Source organism: Haloferax marinum (genome assembly GCF_009674625.1).
GTDB lineage: Archaea > Halobacteriota > Halobacteria > Halobacteriales > Haloferacaceae > Haloferax > Haloferax marinum.
Genome location: NZ_WKJQ01000003.1, coordinates 1 through 21,589 on the forward strand (window position 1 = coordinate 1; position 21,589 = coordinate 21,589).

The following is a 21,589-nucleotide window of genomic DNA, read 5'->3' on the forward strand; positions in this document are numbered from 1 at the left end:
ATGTCACACAGCCCAACAGTCGTCGTCGGCGTCGGGCACGCTGGAATCAGTGTGCTGTCTATGCTCGACACTATACCGCACGACGACGAAGACGCGTACTCGTACGTCGCCGTCGACACCGATAAGGAACAGTTGACCGAGGCACCCCCCGACGCGAAGCGAATCTACCTCACCGAAAACCCGGCCTTGGTGGAGGAACACCTGCTGACGACGCCTTATCTACCAGAGTCGGTCGAGATCCAGCCCAAGGGATCTGCTCGCCAGCGACCGGTCGGCCGGTACAAACTGGAGAGTACGATGGGCCCAGGTTTCAGACGTCTGTTCGAGACGCTGAAAGACGAAATCCTCGACCACGTCCGGTCCCACGAACTGGAATTCGACCCTGGCACGACGTCGGTCGACATTTTTCTCGTCAACTCCCTCGGAGGCGGGACGGGAAGCGGAACCTTCCCGCTCTTACTGGGGCTTCTCCAGAGGGTGACGTCCAAACTCGAGGAAGACCTCGGCTACGCAACGTACGTCGCCGGCGTTGGGTTCGTCCCCGAGATTCCAGTCGGTCTATCAGCCCATCAGAATCCGCTGCTCCGCAACTCCTATACGAACGCGTACGCGGCGCTGTGTGACCTCAAGAGACTCATCGGGATACACGACCGGGAGGAGTCACTCACGGTCCAGCAGTTAGCAAATCTCGGCGAGAGCAGTGCGTACGGTTCGGACAGTATCGACATGGCCGCCGTTCCGTTCGACGATTACTGGTTCGTCGGCGTCGACGAGGAACAAGTAGCAGACAGGTCAGCTGTCGATGCCAGAGGAGTCGACTACGTGACCAGTCTCGACCGTGACGTCGCTCACGCAATCAGTGCAATTGGGGGACTGGACCAACACGCCAAACAGTGGGCGTTCGAAACCCCCTATACAGGTACCTTCGAACGAGGGACGGTGAGCGTGCCACACGAGACGGTCCGGACGTTCGCAGCGAAGTGTGAGGCGAAAGCCGAGATTCTCACCAGGCTTGAGGAGGAGCTCCCTGCAGAAATCGAGTCGAAGCGGGCCCGACGAGACGACCTGCGCGAGCTCAAGGATTACGCAAGTTCCGACACGGTTCCAGACGATTTGAAGCTACGACGTGCAGTGAGCAATGCGATCACGGAGTCGCTCACGCCGAACGGCACGCCCATCGAGAGCAATGAGCCGGCGAACGTCAAATCGTTCTTCGAACGGATGTCGGAACACCACGGGGTCGAGGGAGAACTTGTGGCGGGGGCCCTGCTCGACCGCCGGTTACACGAAGACGGGACACTCTCAAACGTCGACGGGCGCCTCGAAGACACCGTCCGACGGCTCTGGACGAAGTACAACATCGAGTCGAGACCCACGTACCAGTCCAGTTCCGTGGAGAGTGACATGGCCGTCCTCGAGGAGTTCCTCGGCGACCGAATCGACGAGTACACCGCGGACGTCGACGACTGGGACCCGACCGTGTTCGACCGACTTCAGGACATGCTTCCACCGGTCATCGAGGCGTTCGAAAGCGAGCGAGAGTACGCCGAGTGGGCTCTCGAGATGCTTCGGGCGGACCGCTCGGAGTTGGCCGAGGTCAGAGAGACGTGGCGACGAGTACACACGATAGCCGACGTAATCGAGGAGACACGGGCGACGGTTCGCCACCGTATCGACGAACGCCTCGCAGACACCGAGGCGGAGATTACGAGCCTGTCGAACGAACGCGACGACGTGAAGCGAGAGTATCGAGCCCTCGAACGGGAGGTTAACGATCTCCGCGAGGAGCTCTCCGAGCCGACGATAACGCCGAACCACACAGTACTACCCATCGACGACGAGCGAGTCACGTCTCTCGATTCGACGGCGGAAGCAAACAGACTCGAGAGTCTCGAAGACTATGTCGAGCGCGAACTCGTAGATGTCGAGAAGCTCACACGCGCGGTCGGTCGATGCACCGAGCGTTGCGAGACGAAGACGAAAAGCATGCTAGAACAGGACTGTTCCGAGAGCGACACAGATCAGCGATTTTCGGCTTCTGATGAGCTCTGGGGACTGTGTCACGAGTCGAACACAGACCTCGTACGACAGCTCTCCAGGGTGGTCCAAGGGAACCAGAGATTCTCCGGGCAGAGTGTTGGACACATCGACGACCCCTTCCGAATCGAGTGTTTTTTGTTCCGTCGGCGGGGTCCACTGTCGTCTCTCACGCGGTACCATAAACTGATGTCGATGGCTGAAGATGGGGTGCTGGATGAGTTGGCGACCCAGTACAACGATTACCGGCACGCGTTCGCGTATCCGGAATTGTACAGTCGCAATACTATCGGGTCGAGTTGCACCCCTGCCAGGGTTTCGCTCACGCAACCGCCGGAGCTATCTCTCGACTGTATCGACAAATCGGGACTCTCCGACGACGAACTGACGGACTTCGTCAAGACGACTGGTCTGGGCTCCTACCTTTATCTGGGCACGATGTGGGACGAGTACGACGATTCCGAAGCGCAGTTCACTGGGTGGAAAAGTGACTTACGAGAGTTCGGGCTCTCGTGGAAAGAGCTCCAACAGGCCTCACCGTCTACGTCTACGACCTCCGAGTGGTTGGCTGGAAACATCGCGTGGAGCGAACTACTCGAGGAGTATCGCGAGAACCTCGCTAATCAAATGGGGATTCGACTGGCGTACGAGTAACGACTCCGGACGGTGATTCGAGACGGTGCATGGGACAGAGTGGGTGAGGTGCTGCGTCGACTGTTCTCCCATCACCGATGGACTGGCCGAGTGAGCGTGAACACGAACAGCGCGCCGACGAACGCAGTGATGAATCCTTCGAGGACACTCGAAAACCGCGACCAGAACGTTGCCTCCCTCGCTCAGTTCTAGGCCAGAAGTCGACGAGGTTCTACACCAACTCTGTCGAAACCATCATTTGCAGATTGTTTGTTGAGTCAGTGCTGAACTCAGAGTACGTGTCGAGGATATGTTAATTCTCGGGGGGTCGGCGCAGCGTCTCAATTAGTTCTGTCAGGAAGTCATCAGTCCCACATCTACGCCGAACCGAGGTCATCTTCGTCTCGTCGTTCGCGTTGAGTATGGAGTTTGGTCAGCCAGCCACTGGTACTGACAAATAGTGATGAGGATTACACTCCGACCTCAGTAGAGACGTACGGACCACAGAGACAATCACCATCCCCCGTTTACCACAGAAGCAAGACGAAGTGTTCACGAGAGGTCGGTTCCGCAGTTGGGACAGTACCGATCGGACGAATGAACACGGTGACCACAGAGACCACACGTCTCTTGAATCTCCGTTCCACACTCACGGCAGTACGGTTCATCCGTCACATCTCGGCCACAGACGGGGCATTGCCGGTCGAGGGCCGTTCCGCAGGTCGTACAGAACTCATCGTCGGTCCCGACCGGTGACTCACAGACGGGGCACTCGTCAGTCTGGTCTTCGGGTTCAGACTCTGGCTCTTCGACCTCCGGTTCCACACTCTCGGGTTCTTCGGGGTCAGACTCTGGCTCTTCGACCTCCAGTTCCTCACTCTCGGGTTCTTCGGGGTCAGACTCTGGCTCTTCGACCTCCGGTTCCACACTCTCGGGTTCTTCGGGGTCAGACTCTGGCTCTTCAGTCTCCGGTTCCTCACTCTCGGGTTCGGGTGGCGTTGGTGGTGCCTCATCCACGAACAACGACTCGTCGTCGGGGACTACCGGAACTGCAGAGCTCTCGACATATTTTGCGAGCCAGTCGTCGAGGTTGAGGCCGACTGCCTGCCGAATTGTCTGCCGTAGGTCACCGTGTGTGAACGAGCCTTCAGTCGCGTTGATCGCTTCGAACACATCCTCGAACGAGTAGTTGCCGTCCGTTTCGACGCGAATCTCTGCATCGAGTGCAGCGAGGACGCGTCGACCCTTCGAATAGAAGGCGTTCGGCGACGTCCACTGACTCTTGTCGACGAGTACAGAACCGCGGTCGTGGTCGGTCATCAGATACTGGTGGAACCGAGAGAACGAGATATGGCCCTGTCTAAGTGTGAGCAAGGCGGCGTAGTAGTTCGTCGTTCCTTCGACTAGCCAATCGGTCGATTCGTGGCGCTGCCACTCCTGTCGGGTATGGACGTACTCGTGGACCCAGGTGTTGTTGGCATTGTCGACGCGGCTTGTGTCGACTGCCCAGAACCCGTTCGCACCGGACTGGAGACCGCCCCATCCCCAGTCGACGCTCGACGGCGCGGCGACGACGACGACTTCGTCGTTCTTCCCCCCGACGTCGAGGTTTCGGGCTGCGAAACTCAGGGACGAACGGACGTCAGAGATGGACGCCTGAAGCGAGGCCGGTTCCGGAATTGCCAAACGGAACAGCTGTCCCCCTGCTCGAAACCGTTTCTCGCTGTATGGACCGAGGTAGACGATGTTGCCGTCTGAACTGATGATTCCCTCCTGCCTGACGTCGTACGACTTGCTGAAGTCGAATTTCCGGCCGGAGTACTGCCACGACCAGTTGAGTGGAGGACACTTGAAAATCGCCCACTCGCCGGTATCAACGAAGTCGTAGCCTCCCGAACTCGTCTGGTCGGTGTTCAAACGGAACCGTATCCACGGGTCTATCCCCCCACCCGTCCACCGACACTGGCGACCAGTGTGAGAAAAGCCATTCGTCTCTTCTGGCGACAGAGTGTTTGGAAACGATATACTAAACGAACTGATGTCGGGGTGAAGGTCGTACTCGGCGTACAGATACACCGTTCCCTTCGACGTCCTGTCCAGTTCTGCGGAGAGTCGTTGAGTGATTGTTCGTGCCATGTCGGTGGCTATGGCCTCAGATGATGCTGGAGACACACTATGGGTTAATAAATCGTACACAGAATATGCAGTTCACTGGAGGTCCTCGTTCAGTACTCAGGGGGTGTCCTCTGATGGAACACGACAGTTCGACCGCCTGCCGCGCCGAACCCACTTTTATTAACGTCGGTTTTGAATCAGTGACCGATGAACACACCTCCTGTACTCGTCGTTGGCATCGGCGGGGCCGGGTGCTCCGTGTTAGCGTCCGTCGCAGAACTCGTATCACAGGAGGGTCTCAGCGACCGATTCCGTCTCGTTGCTATCGATTCGACCAGTCGCTCCCTCAGGGATGTCGAACCGGTCGTCGACGAAACGTACCACCTGAACGTCGACCAAGAAGCAGTCGCAGACGACTACACATCGTTGGAGTATTTGCGAGACCAGTACGAGATAATCCCCGACGCAGGCACTTCACGACGACGACCACTCGGACGGTATTTGATAGACTCTGCAGCCGACACTGCTGGGCTAATCGAGTTCTTCCAAGCGTCGATCTCGTCGCTCATCGAGTCCGGTGAGTACGACAGCAGTGAGCCAGTGTACGTTTGGGTCGTGAACAGCCTGAGCGGAGGTACTGGCTCCGGTGCGATGCCACTCACGGCCGGGTTACTCGAAGCATCGAGTCGAAACATCGACAACCCCGTCGAACTGTTCGGAGTTGGGTCACTCCCACGACTCGACGAACTCGACCACCGGGTCCAGAAACCCGAAGGCGAACCGGTTCACTACGCGAACGCTTACACGGCGCTCGCAGAGATACGACGATTGATGGACCTCGATGGGGAAACCGAGTATCCACTAGAGTTCGAGGTCAACCGTCGAGCAACAGGCGTCAGGGTCGATTCACTCTCGATCGGCGAAAATCCATTCTCGGGGTACTGGCTTATAGGCGTCAACGAGGCAGAACGGTTGAGAGCGTCCTACTTCAACCACGTCAATGACCTGATCTCCCGTCTAATCTACTACGTCTCATCAATCGAAGATTACGGGTGGTTCGAACAGGGGACGCTGTACTCGGCAGCAGGTGCCACTTTGGAACCTCCGTTCGAGGACCTGGAAGAATATCACGAGGCACGTCAAGCGCTCGGGCGACTAGAGACGGAGTTGGCAGCGCTCCGGGACCGGCGCAAGTCGCTCCAAGACGCAGACCGCTTTATTCAGGACGTTCTAGAAGTAAGCCACGACATCTCTTCAGGTCGTGAGAACGAGAAAACGGCCCACGAGTCCCCAGTCGACGACTCGATAGTCTCGGCATGCCGCCGGGAAGTGAACATCTTGTCGCTAGACGAGACGTATTCAGTGGACGAGTGGGTTGCCGACCGTGCCGAGACGCTTGCGGCCGAACTCGACGGACGGTTCCCTGAACAAGTCCCCGAATCGCTGGTCATCAGATATCTACTCGCCGTGTCCGCACTGGACTGGACGCGAAGTGAACTGGCGTCTCACTCTCTCACCCAGTATCTCGAGCAACTCGAGGACCGTTGGTTACCAGAGCAACAGGATGAGAGGGACGAACGGCACCCAGACATCGACGACACCGAAACTACGTTCAGCGAGTGGGCGGAGGCAGTGCTCTCAGACCTCCAAGCGCACGAAATGGAACTCCGTCGAGACGCCACAGACTCGGTATTCCCGACGTTTCTCACCAGTCACGGACAGCAACTAGCCGAGCTCGAGCGACAGCGACGACGGGCCGAGAGTATGTCAGACGAGTACGCCCGTTTGGAGTCGATGGAGTCCACTCTCGTCACACAACGAGAGCGTACCCGGTCAAAACTGATAGAGTACCGTGACACACTCGAAAAGGAACGTGCAGCAAAACGAGCCGAGTGGGACCGCGTTCAGCAGCGGTGGACCCGCCACGCACAACACCGCTCTCAGGTCCGAGACCGACTCGAGAAGATTCGTGTTCGAGGTGCACGACTGTATCCTCCTGTCGACTCACTCGAGACGGAAGCAGATACCGCCCCCTGGACTGCTGATGAGTGCTCGTTGGCGACGCTCGTGTCCGCCGACGTGGTGGACAGAACAGCCCTACTAGAGACGTTCGAGCGTGCTGTACTGACTCTCGACGAACCCGTCGAAGACCTGGCCGAATCTACGTACGGAATCACGAGCGGGAGACTGGGAATTATCGCACCCGAGACTGACCGCGAACTCCTGCGCGGAGAGGTCCTCCACGGGAGCGATGGGACAGACTCGCTGTTGCGTGAACTCTACTACCGGTTCGAAGCCGTCGACGAATTAGTCCACTGGAACCACGACACTGCGATATTCTTGCTAGCGTGTTACCGTCCCGTCTCTCTCGAGTACACGAGTGAGTTCGGGACCGTCCACGAGTACTTCCAGGACGCGGAAGATGACGTCAAATCGCTTCTCGGTTCGGTCACCGACAGCGAGATCGATCGGCGGTTCGCGTATCCCGAACTGGTGCAGTAATCTATCAACCTGCCGGGCTCAAACGCAGATAGCCGACACACGTTGGGCCTGTTTACTATCTCTCGAGTGCCATTCCGTGACGTCCACGTGATTGGAGAGGGGCAAGCGTACCGATTATCCGCCGCCAGGAGAAGTTATATAAAACTGATGTTCAACTGGGTATACATATGAAGAAACCAAACTTTCGGAATCACTGGCAGAAACGACTTCTGGTCGTCGTGGTCGCCGCTGTCGTGTTGCTCGCGGGAGCGGGCCTCGCAACTGCTGCGGTCAGTGGGTCGTTCGAGACGTCGTACGACGGATGGGATGACGAGTCTGACACCGAGACACGGGGCCACGAGATTCAGGTTGCGGGAACGGTCGAGGTGACCGGTGACGCCGCAGTCTCACCTCGTATCGTCGTCCGAGGAGCAGACCAGACGGTCCTCGACCAGGAATCAGTCCAGGTGTTCGTCGATGGGGAACGGTCGATCCAATTCGATCGGTCGGTCGAGAATTCGAGAGTCGTCTACCACGCAGACGAGATTCCGTCGGGGACGACGCTTCGAGTCCAGTACAACTCGTACTACATCGGCGGTGCAGAGTCGGGAGAGGTGAACGTGGGTGCAGTCGAAGTGTTCTACGACACGCCGAGTGGGGACTCACAGCGTAACACGTTCACGGCGACAAATTCCCTGGAGAACCGTCCCGAGAGCGTAATCTCGGGGCTGGAGAGCGAGCTCAACACCGGAGGGACGCTGACCACGGTTCAGGAAGCCCTCTCGTATGCTGGTGCGCTGTTCGTCCTCGTTATCGTGTTCATGATCGGAAAGCGGGCTGTCAGCGATGACGGAGACGACTGGGATTAGGGCAGTTGTCACGACGGCGTTACCCTAAACGGCGTCGAGTAACTCCGGCCTGGCTACGGTAGTGTAATTGTCGACTCAGGAGAAAGAACTCTCGTGTCCACCGAGAACACATGGTTTTCGTTTGATTGGTTGCGAGGTCAGAAATTCAGCCCTACCAAAACTTAAGTGACCCTCAACTGAAGTGAGGATATGTCGGATCCACTACCAACGTTCGTCGTTGGCGTCGGGCAGGCGGGCATCGCGATGATGAACGCCTTACACGAGGCTTCGAAACGGAATGAAACGCAGGACTTCTTCAAGTACTTTGCAATAGATACCGATTCCGACACACTGTCATCGGTACCACCAGGGACGAAGAAGGCACGACTCAACGTCTCTGATGCACACCTCGAAGAAGACAAAGCGACCTACCCGTACCTGTCTGAGGACGCAGAAATTGGTAGTAAAGGAGCAGAGCGCCAGCGCCCCGTCGGTCGGTACAAATTAGATAGCCGCGGCAAGCAGACGTTCGACGACTACTTCAAAGAACTTCGAAACGAAATCCGAGAGCACTATCAGAAAGTAGATTATACGTTCCGAACCGGGCGCGATTCGTACAACATCTTCTTGCTACACTCGCTGGGTGGAGGGACCGGAAGCGGGACCTTCCCCCTCCTCTCTGCGATGTTGAACAAGATCGCCAAATCACTCGACACCCAGGACCCGAATCTAGATGTGTATCTCGGGGCTGTCGGCGCCGTTCCGAAGGTCGATTTCGATCCGTCGTACGCCACGCCGCCGGGTAACGAGATGTACTATCCGAACGCGTACGCGTCACTCAACGATATTAGTACCATGATCGGGGCCGGGGACGACCCCGTCGACATTCCGCTCTATTCGAAGAATTTCGGGATAGGAGGTGCAAACCCGGACCTAGAAGAGCGCGTCGTCGACGCATTCGAGGGGAACTCGATTCCGCTCGAACGAGCACCGTTCAACGATCACTGGCTCATCGGAGTCGATGAGGACCTGATCGTTCAGGGACGCGAGACGACGTTTGTCGAGGATTACACCGACCAACTCAATCGTAGGGTCGCAGAGGTAATCTATGCGCTGTCCGAGATGGAACAGTCCGTCGAGAACTGGTCGAGTCGGGCGAAAGGTGATTCACCGCTTGGAACGATTGGCCACGCAAAGATAACTGTCCCTCACGAACAGGTCCACGAGTTCTGCGAGATGAAAGACCGGCTCGGTGACCTCGAGACGCTCGTCGAAGAGACGATTCCGGGGCAACTGGAGACGTTGCAGGATACGAAAGACGACCTGGAGGGAATCAAACAGGACCCCACGTCGGTGGATCTCTACCTCGAAAACGCGAACGAACGCAGAACGTCGTACCGAGGGCGGTTCGAGAGAGAACTCGGTGCCGGTAACTCGCTGGTGATGAACAGTTCCGCAGAGGACGTAGAACGTGTCCTCGACTCGATCGAACACGAGGCGAACTCTGACGGGAGCGAGGGTGACGACCAGGCAACGTCGTCGGATGCAGCAGCGAAGATCGAAGCGACCCGTTCCAACACGCAGGCAGAGCAACTGTTGCTCGCGACCGAAGAGCTCCAAGAGATGTTGGACCATCCGAACGCAGCCCCCTCGGTCGTGGGTTACTGGGAAGAGGTCGTCTCCGGCCAGTGGAAGAAGTTCAACATGGCCGACAAGACGCGGTACGGCGGTGCCGCGACGACTACCCTCGAAGGAAAAGTCGACGGGCTAAAATCGTTCTTCAAAGAGAGTATTTCGGAGTTCGAAGGCAAACTCGAGAACGTCGACCTCGATATCGTCGGGCAGACATTGGACGCGCTCCCTCCGTGGCACCCGTTCTTGGAGAGTGAGCGAGAGGAAGCCGAGCGAAAACTCGACACCCTTCGGGACAACCGAGACACGCTACTCGAAGCGAACGGACGGTACAAGCGAGTCGAGGCCATGAAAGAGGTCGTTCAGACGCGACGAAAACAAGCTAAGCAGCGACTCGACCAGAAGATCAGCGACGTGAACTCACTGATTACCGAGCGGCAAAACACGAAAGACGAAACGCAAGCCGAGATCGACGAACTCGAGCGATCGATCGAGTCCGAAAAAGAGGTCCTCGCCTCCTCACGGACTGGAAAACGGCTCGGTGTCTTCCCTCTTCGTCCCGACAAACTCGACGAACTGACGTTACACCGTGTCGAGAACGAACTGAACAGTCTGGACGATTACGTTGCCAACGAGTTTATCGACGAACGAAAGGTCGAAAACGGAGTCAACAAGTGGCTCAATAACGCGACGAGTTGGAACGATTCCGTGGGGCAGATGAACTACACCGGTATCAGGGAAGTCACCGGTCGTCAGGAGATGTGGCTCCTGTACCACGATGACAACGAGAAGTATGCTCGTGAGAAAATCGACGAGATGCAAGGTGGGGTGACCCGTCGGTCTGGGAGTGACAGTATGATGGACTACATCAACGACCCATATTCGATTATGTTTGTCTCCTTCGACAACCAGGGGCCGGTCGAGGGACTCCGGATATACCAGCGGATGCACGAGATGGCCGAGAAGAACCAGCTGTCGGCGATGGCGGGGAAGTACAACGATTACCGCCAATCGTTCGCATATCCCGAGTGGTACGACCGTGACGTCTGGATGGCGTTCCACATCAAAGATAAGGTCGAAGTCCCGAAACCACCCGAACTCGACATCGACCGGGTGAAAAAGCCCGACCTGAGTGGCGGTGAGAAAAAGAACTACATCAATCGAAACGGCCTCGACTCGTACATATGGCATGGAACCATGTGGGAACAGTACGAGATGAGCGACGATAGCGAGGTGTTCGATGGGTTTAGTCGAACCGTGGACGCCCTGACGTGGAGAGATATTCAGAAGGCGACACCCGATGCGGACCTGAAATCGCGATGGATCGCTGGACAAGTGGAGTGGGATGATGTCCTGCAGGGGTACGTCGAAAATATCGAGAACAGGAAAGAGATCCAAATCACGTTCGAGTAGGCGACGAATCTGAGGTACACTGGGTGCTCCTTTTCGGAGCGCTCAAATCTGCCTGGCCTTCGAGGACACGAGGAGGGGCCAACACTCGACCTCGAATTGCAGGTTCGTCAGGTAGCTAAGGGCTGGCTTTTCCTTGGGAATCGATGAACCAGCCGCATGCACCACGATTTACTATCGCACCTAAATCGAATCGAACGGCGAGCGGGGGGCAGCGCTTTGGTACACACCCAGATACGTTGAACTAGACGTCGCTGTCTCGTGGCTGTTTGGGATGTAGTCTGCAGGGGTTCACTTCTCTGAACAGTGGTCAGAGAACGGCCCCATTTATTTATCTGGGTACATTTGAGCAGATATACTGACCCACAGAACAATCCTCTATGCAGTCGACCGTACGACTCGCGTCGAGGAGGTCAAGAATCACAGCTACCGATGGCGTCCAATGACAACAATAGCCTCGGACTCACCCGTCGTCTACTACTCGCCACGGGGGTCGTCGCGATAGTGTTCGGATTGTTCAACCGTGTGCGAGAATGGTTCCCCTTTGCGGACGATGATGACCCGAGATTGGAGACGGCCGTAGAGTCGACGACAGAGCAGGTTGGGAGCTATCAGATACGGTGGAACGATGGTTCGAACGGAGCTTCGACGTTAGAAATCCAGGACCTCGACCAGTCGACAGACAACAGTTGGAGCACACCACCGGACGAGCCGTTCATCGCTGTCTCTGATGTCGACTTGGACATGATGGAAAGTCGAGGGTCGTACACTATCGAAGAGCGCGTGCGGGAGACGTACGACCTCCAATCCGTCGAGTCGATTCGCCGACAGTCGGATACACTACTTATCACGGGGCAGTTATCTAACGGCAACGACTCGGTACCGTACGAACTCAGACTCGACGAGACTGCAGAGGGCCATCTACGGATGCGAGTAACGTCGGAGTTGACTTCTACGGGACGTCTCGAACTTCGGGGGGTTTCGAACCCTGAAGAACGATTCTACGGGTTCGGAGAGCAGTTTTCGCATCTCGATATGAACGGCAAGGCCGTCGCCATTCTCACGCAGGAACAAGGTATCGGTCGAGGGAAGCCAATCGTCTCCGAGGTCGCAGAACTCTTCTCGGATGGTTCGGCGGGAGATGCGTTCACCACCTATGCACCGATGCCGTACTATATGACCAACACCGACTACGCGTGCTTTCTCGAGAACACAGAGTATTCGGTGTTCGACATGAGCGAGCCGCGGACAGTAGCGGTTCGCGTGTACGCCGATCAACTCACTGCGAGACTGACGTTCGGTTCCGAACCGCTCGACCTGCTAGAGTCGTATACCGCCTACACCGGTCGCATGTCTCCGCTCCCAGACTGGTTCCACGATGGCCCCATCGTTGGGATGCAGGGTGGAACGGAGAAGGTGAGGACGGTCTTCGAAGAACTCCAGAGTCGTGACACCCCGTTGGGAGGGTTCTGGCTACAAGATTGGGTCGGACAACGAACCACCCTCGCAGGTGATCAACTCTGGTGGAACTGGGAACTCGACAGGTCACACTATCCAAATTGGGAAGAGTTGGTCGAGACGCTGCAACGAGAGGATGTGTATCTGCTGGGGTACATCAACCCCTACTTGAGCGACGTGTCCGGAAAGGCCAACGTCGAACGGGATTTGTACGAGGAAGCACGCCGAAATGGCTACTTTGTCGAGACTGAAGATGGAAATCCCTACGAAATCACCATAACCACGTTCGATGGCGCAATCCTCGACCTTTCGAACGAAGACACACGGCAATGGCTGAAGAGTATTATCCAAGAAGAACTGCTTGAAAACGGATTCCGAGGATGGATGGCTGACTTCGGCGAAGGGCTACCGCTCGATGGAGTGCTAGACGCGGCCAATCCACACGAGTTCCACAATCGATATCCGGTCGAGTGGGCACGGGTGAACGAGGACGCCGTGACTGAAGTGGGAGCCGACCAGTCGGTTTTCTTCACTCGAGCAGGCTACACACGGAGCCCGGCACACAGCAGACTCTTCTGGGAAGGAGACCAACTCGTTACGTGGGACGAACACGACGGGTTCCGGACCGCCATCTTGGGTCTCTTGACTGGTGGTCTCTCTGGGATTTCGTTGAACCACAGCGATGCCGGTGGATACACTACGATGTCGAAGTTTGGAGTCGGGATCGACCGAAGTGAGGAGTTGCTCAAACGATGGGTGGAAGCGAATGCGTTCACCGCAGTCCTGCGCACACACGAAGGGAATCAGCCGGCTTCAAACGCACAGATATACGACACGGACGAGTTGCTCGACCATTTCTCTCGGTTCGCAAACGTTTACGCCGCATTCAAAAATTATCGAGAGGAGCTGATGCAGGAGGCGGCCGAACGAGGAGTTCCTGTCGTCCGGCATCCCCTCCTCCACTATCCCGACGACCCCCGCGCTCATCGGATGACCGACCAGTTCATGCTTGGCAGTGAGTTCATGATTGCACCAATCGTCGAAGAGGGGGAACGTAGTCGCCGTGTATACCTTCCGGAAGGTGAGTGGATTCACCTTTGGACGGGAGACTCCTTCACCGGCGAAACCGACCAGACGGTATCGGCGCCGATCGGAGAACCTCCCGTTTTCCATCTCGCTGGCTCCGAGGTCGCGTCGACTGTCCGGTCAGAACTGGCGTCCCGAGCAGTTCTCGAGTAGCAGCGTCCGTCCCTCGATATGACAGGACCACGAGCCACGGTGGGTTTTATTATAACTTCTGTCTATTGGACAGCCGATGGACATCTCACTCTCGTTTCTCATTCCACTTATCATGCTAATCGTGGTGAACCTCGCCGAGAGTGCTCGTGAAGTCGACGTTATCGGTATCTTCCTCGAAGCCGACCGTGATGTCTACCTCTTCCATCTCTTCTGGCTGGATAAGCCCGTCCGACTTATCGGTGATTACACGTACGTTCTCGATAAAGTACTCGGAGATAACGACCAACCGACGTTCGGTCGATTGAATCTTATCCACTGGCTGAACGTCACGCTGGTCGGTGCAAGTCTGCTCCTCATCGTGTTCACTGCCACTGGGGTCGTGAAATATCTGCTCGGTTTCATCATCGTCGTGTTCTGGATGGCGCTTCCCCTCCTAGAAATCGAGGAGTACGACCATATGATGCGTACGTTCACCGATCCACTCGAACTTCGTTCGCTCTCCGTGCATGTCGTCTCCGCCGGGGTGCTCGGGGCGATACCACTGCTACTCACCACCTTCGAAGAAGGTATGGGACTAGAGTTCCAGATCGGGTTCTCCGCCGTGTACATGATGCTCGTTATTGGCCAAGTGAATCTCTTCCTCGAAGAGCTCGAAGACGAGTTCGTGAGGCTCAAGCAGAGGGGGGTCTTCGATGGGTACGAAACGTAATTCGCGTGTTTCGAACCGAAGTTAGTCTAACAGTTCGACGGGTTCTGCGGTGTCGCTACGAATTCAGTTACGGGTCGTTCCGTGTGCAAAGACTGTTCCTCACCGTAGCACAACAGAGGTGAGAAGCACACCGTTAGTCAGCAAGTCGTTGCAAAGTCGTGAGACCTAGACCGGAGAGAGACCGAACCCGTTATTCGTCTATTTCGAGTTCGAACTGGTCGTTCTCGGAGACGGCGTTCAGCACGACACTCGTGTTCGACTCTCGGATGTCTGCTTCGCTGAGAAGCGCCTTGATCTGGTGGTTCATGTCGTCGGTGTTCCGGAACTTGCCGATGGCGATGACGTCGTAGTTACCGGTGACTTCGTAGACGGACACCATCCGTGGTTGTGCTTTGAGATAGTCGGTGATGTCGGAGAGCGCGTCACCTTCGACCTTCATCTGGATGACTGCAGTCACGTCGAAGCCGAGTGCCTCGTAGTTAAGACGAGGCGTGTATCCTTCGATAACCCCCTCGTCTTCGAGGTCTCGAAGGTGGTTGGAGATGGTCGTCACAGACACGTCGAGTTGTTCAGCAAGATTTCGCAGACTCGTTCGGCCATCGTTGAGGAGTGCGTTAACGAGCTTCGAGTCGAGATTTTCGTACGTCATTACAACTACCAGTCAACCAGAAGCATTAGAACTTTGCGAATGTCCACTATCAGCCCAGAATCGAGGAAGTCATCAACTAGCCATGAGGTCGACACTAGTCACCCAAATATAGTGGTCGTAGTCGCGTCGAGCCCGATGGTTGGGTCGGAAACCAAGAGTCAATACCATACGGGTCGAGTACACACCGTACACCCGAGATGTCCCAGTTCGTGGCCGCAGCGTGTCAGATGGACACCAAAGACGACAAACAGGAGAATATCGACCGGGCGCTCGCGTTCGTCGATGAGGCCGCAGCAGCAGGTGCCAACTTCGTCGCGTTTCCCGAGATGGTGAGTTACATCGGGCCGAAGGACCGCTATTCAGACGTTGCAGAACCACTCGACGGTCCGACAGTCCAACAGTTCGCAGCGAAAGCCCGCGAATACGAACTGTACGTTCACACCGGGAGTTTCTTCGAACACATCCCCGACTCCGACCGCGTGTACAACACGTCGGTGCTCCTCGACCCCAGTGGGAACCTCGTAGACACCTATCGGAAGGTACACCTGTTCGATATCGAAATCGACGGTAACGTAGAGTATCGAGAGTCTGCCCGTGTCGCCCCCGGTGACGACGCAGTGACAGTAGAAACGGAACTCGCAACGTTTGGGCTCTCGATTTGCTACGACCTCCGGTTCCCGTCACTCTACCAGACGATGGCACAGCGGGGGGCGAACGTCATGCTCGTTCCCTCCGCGTTTACTATGTTCACCGGGAAAGACCACTGGGAACCCCTCCTTCGCGCACGCGCGATAGAGAATCAATCGTACGTGATTGCTCCCGGCCAGATTGGCGAGAAGCCGTCGGCACCGCAGACGTACGGTCGGACGATGGTCGTCGACCCGTGGGGCAACGTCATCTCGAAAGCGAAAGACCGAGAAGAGATGATCACTGCAACTATCGACATGGCGTACCTCGAAGAAAAACGACAAGAGTTTCAGACCCTCGAGCACGCTCGCAGTTCGGTCTACGACAGTTCGTAACCTGCGATAAATATCAGTATGAATACCATATTTGTACCAAGTATTGTATATTTTCGGCCACAAAGAATATTAGTAGTATTGGCAGAATGTCTCATGAAGAAAGCTAAATCCAAATTATATATTCAGCATAAACAGATGTTAGATTATAAACCACAAATTTAGTAAATCGTATATAATCGTTCTAACATACTAATGTTAACATAGTTTAGGTTTCTAAAGTAGTCAGATTCCGGTTGCAGCCGCGAGCGACCGCAGAGAGTATGAAAGACCGTTCGAGGGGGTAGTATTACAAACGTACGTCTGTAATCTTAGCGTGGGGAGACTCTTGGAAGGCCTCCCACTACGGGTAACCTACTCTTCGTTGTCCGATATGATGGGACAGCAGTTTCGTTCCGGCGACCGAAGGCGGTGAGGAACGCGTGTCAGAACCTCACGAGAACGCGATGTTTAGTTCGAGTTCGTTTGCAGCACCCAGGAGGAGGTCAGGGAGTTCGTTCTCGAAATGTTCGCCCTTCAGTCGGTGAGAAGGACCAGTGACACTGAGTCCACCAATTGGCCTCCCATCAGCGTCTGTGACAGCGACACCGACAGCATGAGTTCCGCAGAGTGTCTCCTGTCGGTTGAAACTGTATCCCCGTTCTCGAATCTGCGCCAATTCCTCTCGAAGCACGTCAGGGTCAGTTATCGTCTTGGTCGTCAACTGTTCGAACGTCACGTGTTCGATATAGTCGGACAGTTTTTGCTCGGAAAACTCGGCGAGAATCGCTTTACCGGCAGACGCGGCGTACAGCGGGATTCGACTCCCGATTCCAGGGTCGGTTTGAACGGCGTTTTCACCGACAGAACGAGCGAGATAGACTGCGTCTTCGTGTTCCTCCACGAAGAACTGACACCGTTCACCCGTCGTCTCGGCGATCTCGGCTACCTTCTGCCGTATCAGGTCGTAACCCGCGTAGTTGTCTCTCGCGTTCATTCCAAAGTCGAGAAATCGAAGACCGAGATGGTAGCCTTCGCCACGGTGGACGATATATTCGAGGTCCTCCAATGTCCGCAGATGTCGGTGTACCGTACTTCTCGCGTAGTCGAGTTCGGCGGATACCTCTGAGACCGTCTTTCCCTGTCCTTCTTTAACACACTCCAAGACGTCGAAAAGCGTGCGCGCTGATTGGACGTTTGCGGGCACGTCGGGGGTGTCTGCAGGTGGCATATCCCACAGTATCGAGGGTGGCATAAAATATGTTCGATATCATCGGACACCTACAAGAAAGAGAAATACTGCAGGCCTCTATCGACACAAATCGAAGGACAGAGGCGTTTATACAGGTAATTGTCGTGTATTCTTCGCTCACTATTACGGGAGAATCACCGAAATAATGCTACTGGATTCCTGTGTCTGAGTCTGGAAAAAGCGGTTTCGAGGCTGCTCACTGACGGTTTCGAGAGAATCGACTATCCCTCGTCCCGGTTTCGCATCGTCGGACAAAAATCAGAGAAGAGTTCGAAACCGATGCTCGACTCGCAGTCGGGTGTTCGAACCGTCGTTCGTGAAAAAGACCGTGAACCGGGGGTTAGAACCCAGTCGTGCCTTCGAGGAGATGTTCTTCGACGACAGCTTCGTCGAGTTCGATACCCAATCCGGGACGTTCGGGGACCTCGATGACGCCGTCCTGAATCAATGGTTCGTCTCGAACGAGCAAGTCGTCCCACCAGTCGACTTCGAGTGCGTGGAACTCAAGTAAGTCGAAGTTCGGGACGGCAGCGCCGAGATGTACGCAAGCCATCGTTCCCACAGGGCTACACACGTTGTGCGGGGACAGTGGGATGTAGTTTTCCTCTGCACGGTCGGCGACGCGCATCGTCTCGGCGAGTCCACCGACCGTCGTCGGGTCCGGAGTGATGATGTCGACGCCGTGTTCGTACAGCAGTTCCGAGAGTTCGAAGACGCGGAATCGGTTCTCGCCGGTCGCGACAGGCGTGTTCGTCGAACGGGTCACCTCGATCTGTGCCGACATATTTTCTGGCGGAATCAGGTCTTCCAACCACATCAGGTCGAACTCTTCGAGTTCTCGGGCGAGTCGCTTGGCGCTCTCGACCGAATAGTCCCAGTGGCAGTCGAACGCGAGGTCGATGTCGTAGCCGATTTCGTCGCGGACGGCAGCGACGATCTCGCGTTTTTCCGCTATCGCACGGTTCGTCAGTCGACCGTTGTAGGGGTCGTTTTCGTTGTCTGCGGCCAAATCGAGGTCGAACTTCAACGCCGAAAAGCCCATGTCCACGACTCGTCTGGCCTCTGCCGCGTAGGCCTCTGGAGAGTACGCTTCTGCCTCGGCGTAGGCAGTGGCACCGTCTTCGACGGCGTACGCCTCACCTGCGTGGCAGTCGCAGTACATTCGCACTTCGTCGCGGTACTTCGACCCAAGGAGCTGGTACACAGGGAGGCCGAGAATCTTCCCCGCGACGTCCCAGAGCGCAGTCTCGATGCCCGACGCAGCAGTGACGACTTTGCCAGTCGTCCCGCCGTGTCCCGACATCTCCTGGAAGATGTACCGAACGAGTCGCTCGACGTCGAGTGGGTTCTCACCGACGAGGAACCGTTTCGTGTACTCGACGAGTTCCGGAACACCGCCACCACGGTACGATTCACCGATACCGTACTCACCGGCGTCGGTTTCGACCTTGATGAGGTTCCACTCGAAGTTCCCTTCGACGACACATGCTTTGATGTCGGTTATCTGTACGTCTCTCTCGTCGCTTCGGTTCGTCGTCTGCTGTGAATAGTTTCTCATACTCTGAATTGGTCGATCGCGTGTTCGTCTAACGGTACTCCGTGGCCCGGTGTATCCGGTAGTTCGATTTCTCCGTCGGCGTTCGGCCGCAGGGGGTCTGCGACGATATCGTCGAACACCTTCACGTCCATATCCCGATAGAAGTACTCGATGAACAGGCCGTTCTCGATAGCACCGAGCAACGAGGCGTGGAGGTTCCAGTTGTAGTGTGGGGCGATTGGGATGTCGTACGCTGCGGCGTAGTTCGCAATCCTGAGCCATTCGGTGATACCACCGCACACCGTCGCGTCCGGTTGGAGGATGCCCGCCGCTCCACTGTCGTGAAGTCTGGCGAATCGATGACGGGTGCCTTCGAGTTCCCCAGTGGCAACGGGATACGAGAGCGCATCGTTGACCTTCGCCATCGTCTCGACCTTGTCTATCATCACCGGTTCTTCGATGAAGTACGGCTCGTAGGGTTCGAACGCTCGACACGCACGTATCGCTTCGCTCGGTGACGACCAGACGCCGTTGGCATCGAGAAGCAACGTTCGGTCGGGACCGAGTTCGTCACGGACGGCGGCGACTCGGTCGACTTCTTCGGACACGGACCGGCGGCCAACTTTCATCTTGACCGTGTCGTGGCCTTCGTCGAGATACCGCCGCATCTCGGCACGCAGTCCCTCGTGGCCCTTGTCGTCGCGGTAGTAGCCACCACTTGCGTAGGTTGGGACCGTGTCGGTGTACCCGCCGAGGAGTTTGTGTAGTGGCTGATTCGACGCCTTCGCCTTCAGGTCCCAAAGGGCGATGTCGACCGTCGAGATCGCTCGAAGCAACAGTCCTGCCCTCCCTATTTGGACGTTCCCGTCGTACATCTCGTGCCAGAGACGTTCGGTGTCTCTCGGGTCTTCGCCGACGAGAAGTGGCGCTAAGAGTGACTCGACCGCCTCGGCGACGAGTCCCGCGCCCTCGTACCCGAGTGAGTATCCAACTCCCTCTAGCCCGGTATCGGTACGGATGTGTGTTATCGCATGGTCTCGAAACGTCAAGGTCCGGTTCGAAAACGAAACCGGAGACTCGAGTGGTATCTCGACTGGATACGATTCAACCTCTGTGATTCTCACGGGTTCAGCGGTGTTCTACCTGCATAAAACTCCTCACCTCTCGGCAACACATGTTACCCCTGAACATATGTACACCCACCACGACACAGGCAGTAATGGACTTCCCCGACCGGAGTGCGGTCGAAGGGCTCATCGAACCCCAACCACTCCCCACGTTCGCCCAGGTTCGGTACGAACCACCGGCAGAGCGCATCGAAGACCCAACGGCCGTCGCCACAGCTGAACTCGCTGACCTCGACGAACTCTCGTCACTCGAGACGGGTGCCACTGTCGCTGTGGGTGTCGGGAGTCGCGGAATTCACGCAATCGACTCCATCGTCGAGTCTGTCGTCTCGGAACTAGACGAACGCGGATTCGACCCGGTCGTCGTCCCCGCGATGGGGAGCCACGGCGGCGCAACCCCAGCGGGCCAAAGAGAGGTGCTGGCCGCGTTGGGGATGACCGAAGAGACACTCGGAGCCCCAATCGACGCCCGAATGGACACCCACGAACTCGACACCGTGACAGTTGGTGAGACGTCGATGGCAGTTCACTTCTCGACGGCGGCACTCGACGCGGACGCGATTCTCGTCGTGAACCGCGTCAAAGCCCACACGAACTTCACCGGGCCTATCGAGAGTGGGTTGTCGAAGATGACCGTCGTCGGCCTCGGAAAACAACACGGTGCGAAGTCGTTCCACTCGACTGCAATCAAAGAGGGCTACGTCGAGACGCTCGAGACCGCGTTGGAGACGGTTCGAGCAGTCGTGCCACCGATTGCAGGTGTCGCACTCGTCGAGAACTTCCACGAAGAGATTGCACACGTCGAAGCTGTCTCTGGTGCGTCGTTCGTCGACCGAGAACCCGCACTCTTGGAGATGGCCTACGACGAGATGCCGACGCTACCGTTCGACGAAATCGACCTCCTCGTCGTCGACGAACTCGGAAAAGAGATATCCGGTGCAGGGATGGATACGAACGTCATCGGGAGATATCGCGTCCTGAACGCACCCGACCCAGAACGCCCAGACATCAAACTCATCTACGCTCGAGGACTCACCGAACGGACGAAAGGTAACGGAACCGGGATTGGCCTCGCAGACATCACGCGGAGACGAGCGATAGACCAACTCGACTTACAGAAGACGTACGCGAACGCACTCACGAGTGGGTCGCTCGCGAAGATACAGTTGCCCGTCGTCTGTCCCGACGACGAGTTTTCGATTCGGACTGCACTCGCCGCACTCGGCGGATACGACCCTGAGACAGTGAGAATCGTGTGGATACAGAACACGCAACTCCTCACCGAGTTCCGTGTCTCAGAGCCGTTAGTGTCAGAGCTTCCTGAATCAGCGAGAGTGCAGGCCAGAGAAACACTCGCCTACGAGGATGGAACTGCAGCCTTCGTTTCGGCGGATTCCGACTAGCGTCGAGTGTTCGTCCCGCTCGCTGTAGACGTCTCTCTCGTGCTGCAGAGGACTCTCTCGT

13 protein-coding genes are annotated in these 21,589 nt (G+C 56.6%); 8 read left to right on the top strand and 5 right to left on the bottom strand.

The features are described from left to right. Positions 1–2,691, top strand: a 2,691-nt coding sequence (locus GJR99_RS16530) for a tubulin-like doman-containing protein (RefSeq protein WP_151114169.1), incomplete at its 5' end; no start/stop codon positions are given. 531 nt (positions 2,692–3,222) lie between these two features. On the opposite strand, the gene GJR99_RS16535 is transcribed toward GJR99_RS16530, so the two are convergent. After that, entirely contained in the window at positions 3,223–4,587 is a 1,365-nt protein-coding gene (locus tag GJR99_RS16535) for a double zinc ribbon domain-containing protein (RefSeq protein ID WP_191967169.1), read from the bottom strand. A gap of 405 nt (positions 4,588–4,992) precedes the next feature. Here GJR99_RS16535 and GJR99_RS16540 point away from each other — a divergent pair, with 405 nt between their 5' ends. From GJR99_RS16540 to GJR99_RS16560, 5 genes are all read left to right on the top strand, one after another. Further along, positions 4,993–7,287 carry a tubulin-like doman-containing protein gene (locus tag GJR99_RS16540; protein ID WP_151114171.1) on the top strand — a complete coding sequence of 765 codons (2,295 nt, stop codon included), beginning with the start codon at positions 4,993–4,995 and terminating at the stop codon, positions 7,285–7,287. 167 nt (positions 7,288–7,454) lie between these two features. Beyond that, positions 7,455–8,135, top strand: a complete 681-nt coding sequence (locus GJR99_RS16545) for a hypothetical protein (protein ID WP_151114172.1) — start codon at positions 7,455–7,457, stop codon at positions 8,133–8,135. Between the two features lie 189 nt (positions 8,136–8,324). Next, positions 8,325–11,159: a tubulin-like doman-containing protein gene (locus GJR99_RS16550; RefSeq protein ID WP_151114173.1), complete on the top strand. Its 2,835-nt coding sequence runs from the start codon at positions 8,325–8,327 to the stop codon at positions 11,157–11,159. Positions 11,160–11,588: 429 nt separating this feature from the next. Further along, positions 11,589–13,853 carry an alpha-glucosidase gene (locus tag GJR99_RS16555; RefSeq protein ID WP_151114174.1) on the top strand — a complete coding sequence of 755 codons (2,265 nt, stop codon included), beginning with the start codon at positions 11,589–11,591 and terminating at the stop codon, positions 13,851–13,853. 76 nt (positions 13,854–13,929) lie between these two features. After that, entirely contained in the window at positions 13,930–14,562 is a 633-nt protein-coding gene (locus tag GJR99_RS16560) for a hypothetical protein (RefSeq protein ID WP_151114175.1), read from the top strand. A gap of 190 nt (positions 14,563–14,752) precedes the next feature. On the opposite strand, the gene lrp is transcribed toward GJR99_RS16560, so the two are convergent. Next, complete coding sequence (gene lrp, locus GJR99_RS16565) at positions 14,753–15,211, bottom strand: HTH-type transcriptional regulator Lrp (RefSeq protein WP_151114176.1); 459 nt, start codon at positions 15,209–15,211, stop codon at positions 14,753–14,755. Between the two features lie 197 nt (positions 15,212–15,408). Here lrp and GJR99_RS16570 point away from each other — a divergent pair, with 197 nt between their 5' ends. Then, a complete protein-coding gene (locus GJR99_RS16570; RefSeq protein WP_151114177.1) occupies positions 15,409–16,233 on the top strand; it encodes a carbon-nitrogen hydrolase family protein in 825 nt (274 codons plus the stop codon). Positions 16,234–16,663: 430 nt separating this feature from the next. On the opposite strand, the gene GJR99_RS16575 is transcribed toward GJR99_RS16570, so the two are convergent. The 3 genes from GJR99_RS16575 to GJR99_RS17880 form a co-directional block, all read right to left on the bottom strand. Then, complete coding sequence (locus GJR99_RS16575) at positions 16,664–17,440, bottom strand: IclR family transcriptional regulator (RefSeq protein ID WP_151114178.1); 777 nt, start codon at positions 17,438–17,440, stop codon at positions 16,664–16,666. A 361-nt stretch (positions 17,441–17,801) separates the two neighbouring features. Further along, complete coding sequence (locus GJR99_RS16580) at positions 17,802–19,019, bottom strand: mandelate racemase/muconate lactonizing enzyme family protein (RefSeq protein WP_151114179.1); 1,218 nt, start codon at positions 19,017–19,019, stop codon at positions 17,802–17,804. Continuing rightward, positions 19,016–20,122 (bottom strand): mandelate racemase/muconate lactonizing enzyme family protein, encoded by a 1,107-nt coding sequence (locus tag GJR99_RS17880; protein WP_151114180.1) that lies wholly within the window; start codon positions 20,120–20,122, stop codon positions 19,016–19,018. The genes GJR99_RS16580 and GJR99_RS17880 overlap by 4 nt, the downstream gene beginning before the upstream one ends. Positions 20,123–20,217: 95 nt before the next feature. Between GJR99_RS17880 and GJR99_RS16590 the strand changes: the two genes are divergently transcribed. Beyond that, the gene (locus GJR99_RS16590) at positions 20,218–21,528 is read left to right on the top strand and encodes a DUF362 domain-containing protein (protein WP_151114181.1); all 1,311 of its coding nucleotides are present in this window, start codon (positions 20,218–20,220) and stop codon (positions 21,526–21,528) included. Positions 21,529–21,589: the final 61 nt, after the last annotated feature.

Excerpts from the sequence above, each read along its gene's own strand:
- GJR99_RS16540 (WP_151114171.1), top strand. The coding sequence starts at position 4,993 with ATGAACACACCTCCTGTACTCGTCGTTGGCATCGGCGGGGCCGGGTGC.
- GJR99_RS16545 (WP_151114172.1), top strand. The coding sequence starts at position 7,455 with ATGAAGAAACCAAACTTTCGGAATCACTGGCAGAAACGACTTCTGGTC.
- GJR99_RS16550 (WP_151114173.1), top strand. The coding sequence starts at position 8,325 with ATGTCGGATCCACTACCAACGTTCGTCGTTGGCGTCGGGCAGGCGGGC.
- GJR99_RS16555 (WP_151114174.1), top strand. The coding sequence starts at position 11,589 with ATGGCGTCCAATGACAACAATAGCCTCGGACTCACCCGTCGTCTACTA.
- GJR99_RS16560 (WP_151114175.1), top strand. The coding sequence starts at position 13,930 with ATGGACATCTCACTCTCGTTTCTCATTCCACTTATCATGCTAATCGTG.
- lrp (WP_151114176.1), bottom strand. The coding sequence starts at position 15,211 with ATGACGTACGAAAATCTCGACTCGAAGCTCGTTAACGCACTCCTCAAC.
- GJR99_RS16570 (WP_151114177.1), top strand. The coding sequence starts at position 15,409 with ATGTCCCAGTTCGTGGCCGCAGCGTGTCAGATGGACACCAAAGACGAC.
- GJR99_RS16575 (WP_151114178.1), bottom strand. The coding sequence starts at position 17,440 with ATGCCACCTGCAGACACCCCCGACGTGCCCGCAAACGTCCAATCAGCG.
- GJR99_RS16580 (WP_151114179.1), bottom strand. The coding sequence starts at position 19,019 with ATGAGAAACTATTCACAGCAGACGACGAACCGAAGCGACGAGAGAGAC.
- GJR99_RS16590 (WP_151114181.1), top strand. The coding sequence starts at position 20,218 with ATGGACTTCCCCGACCGGAGTGCGGTCGAAGGGCTCATCGAACCCCAA.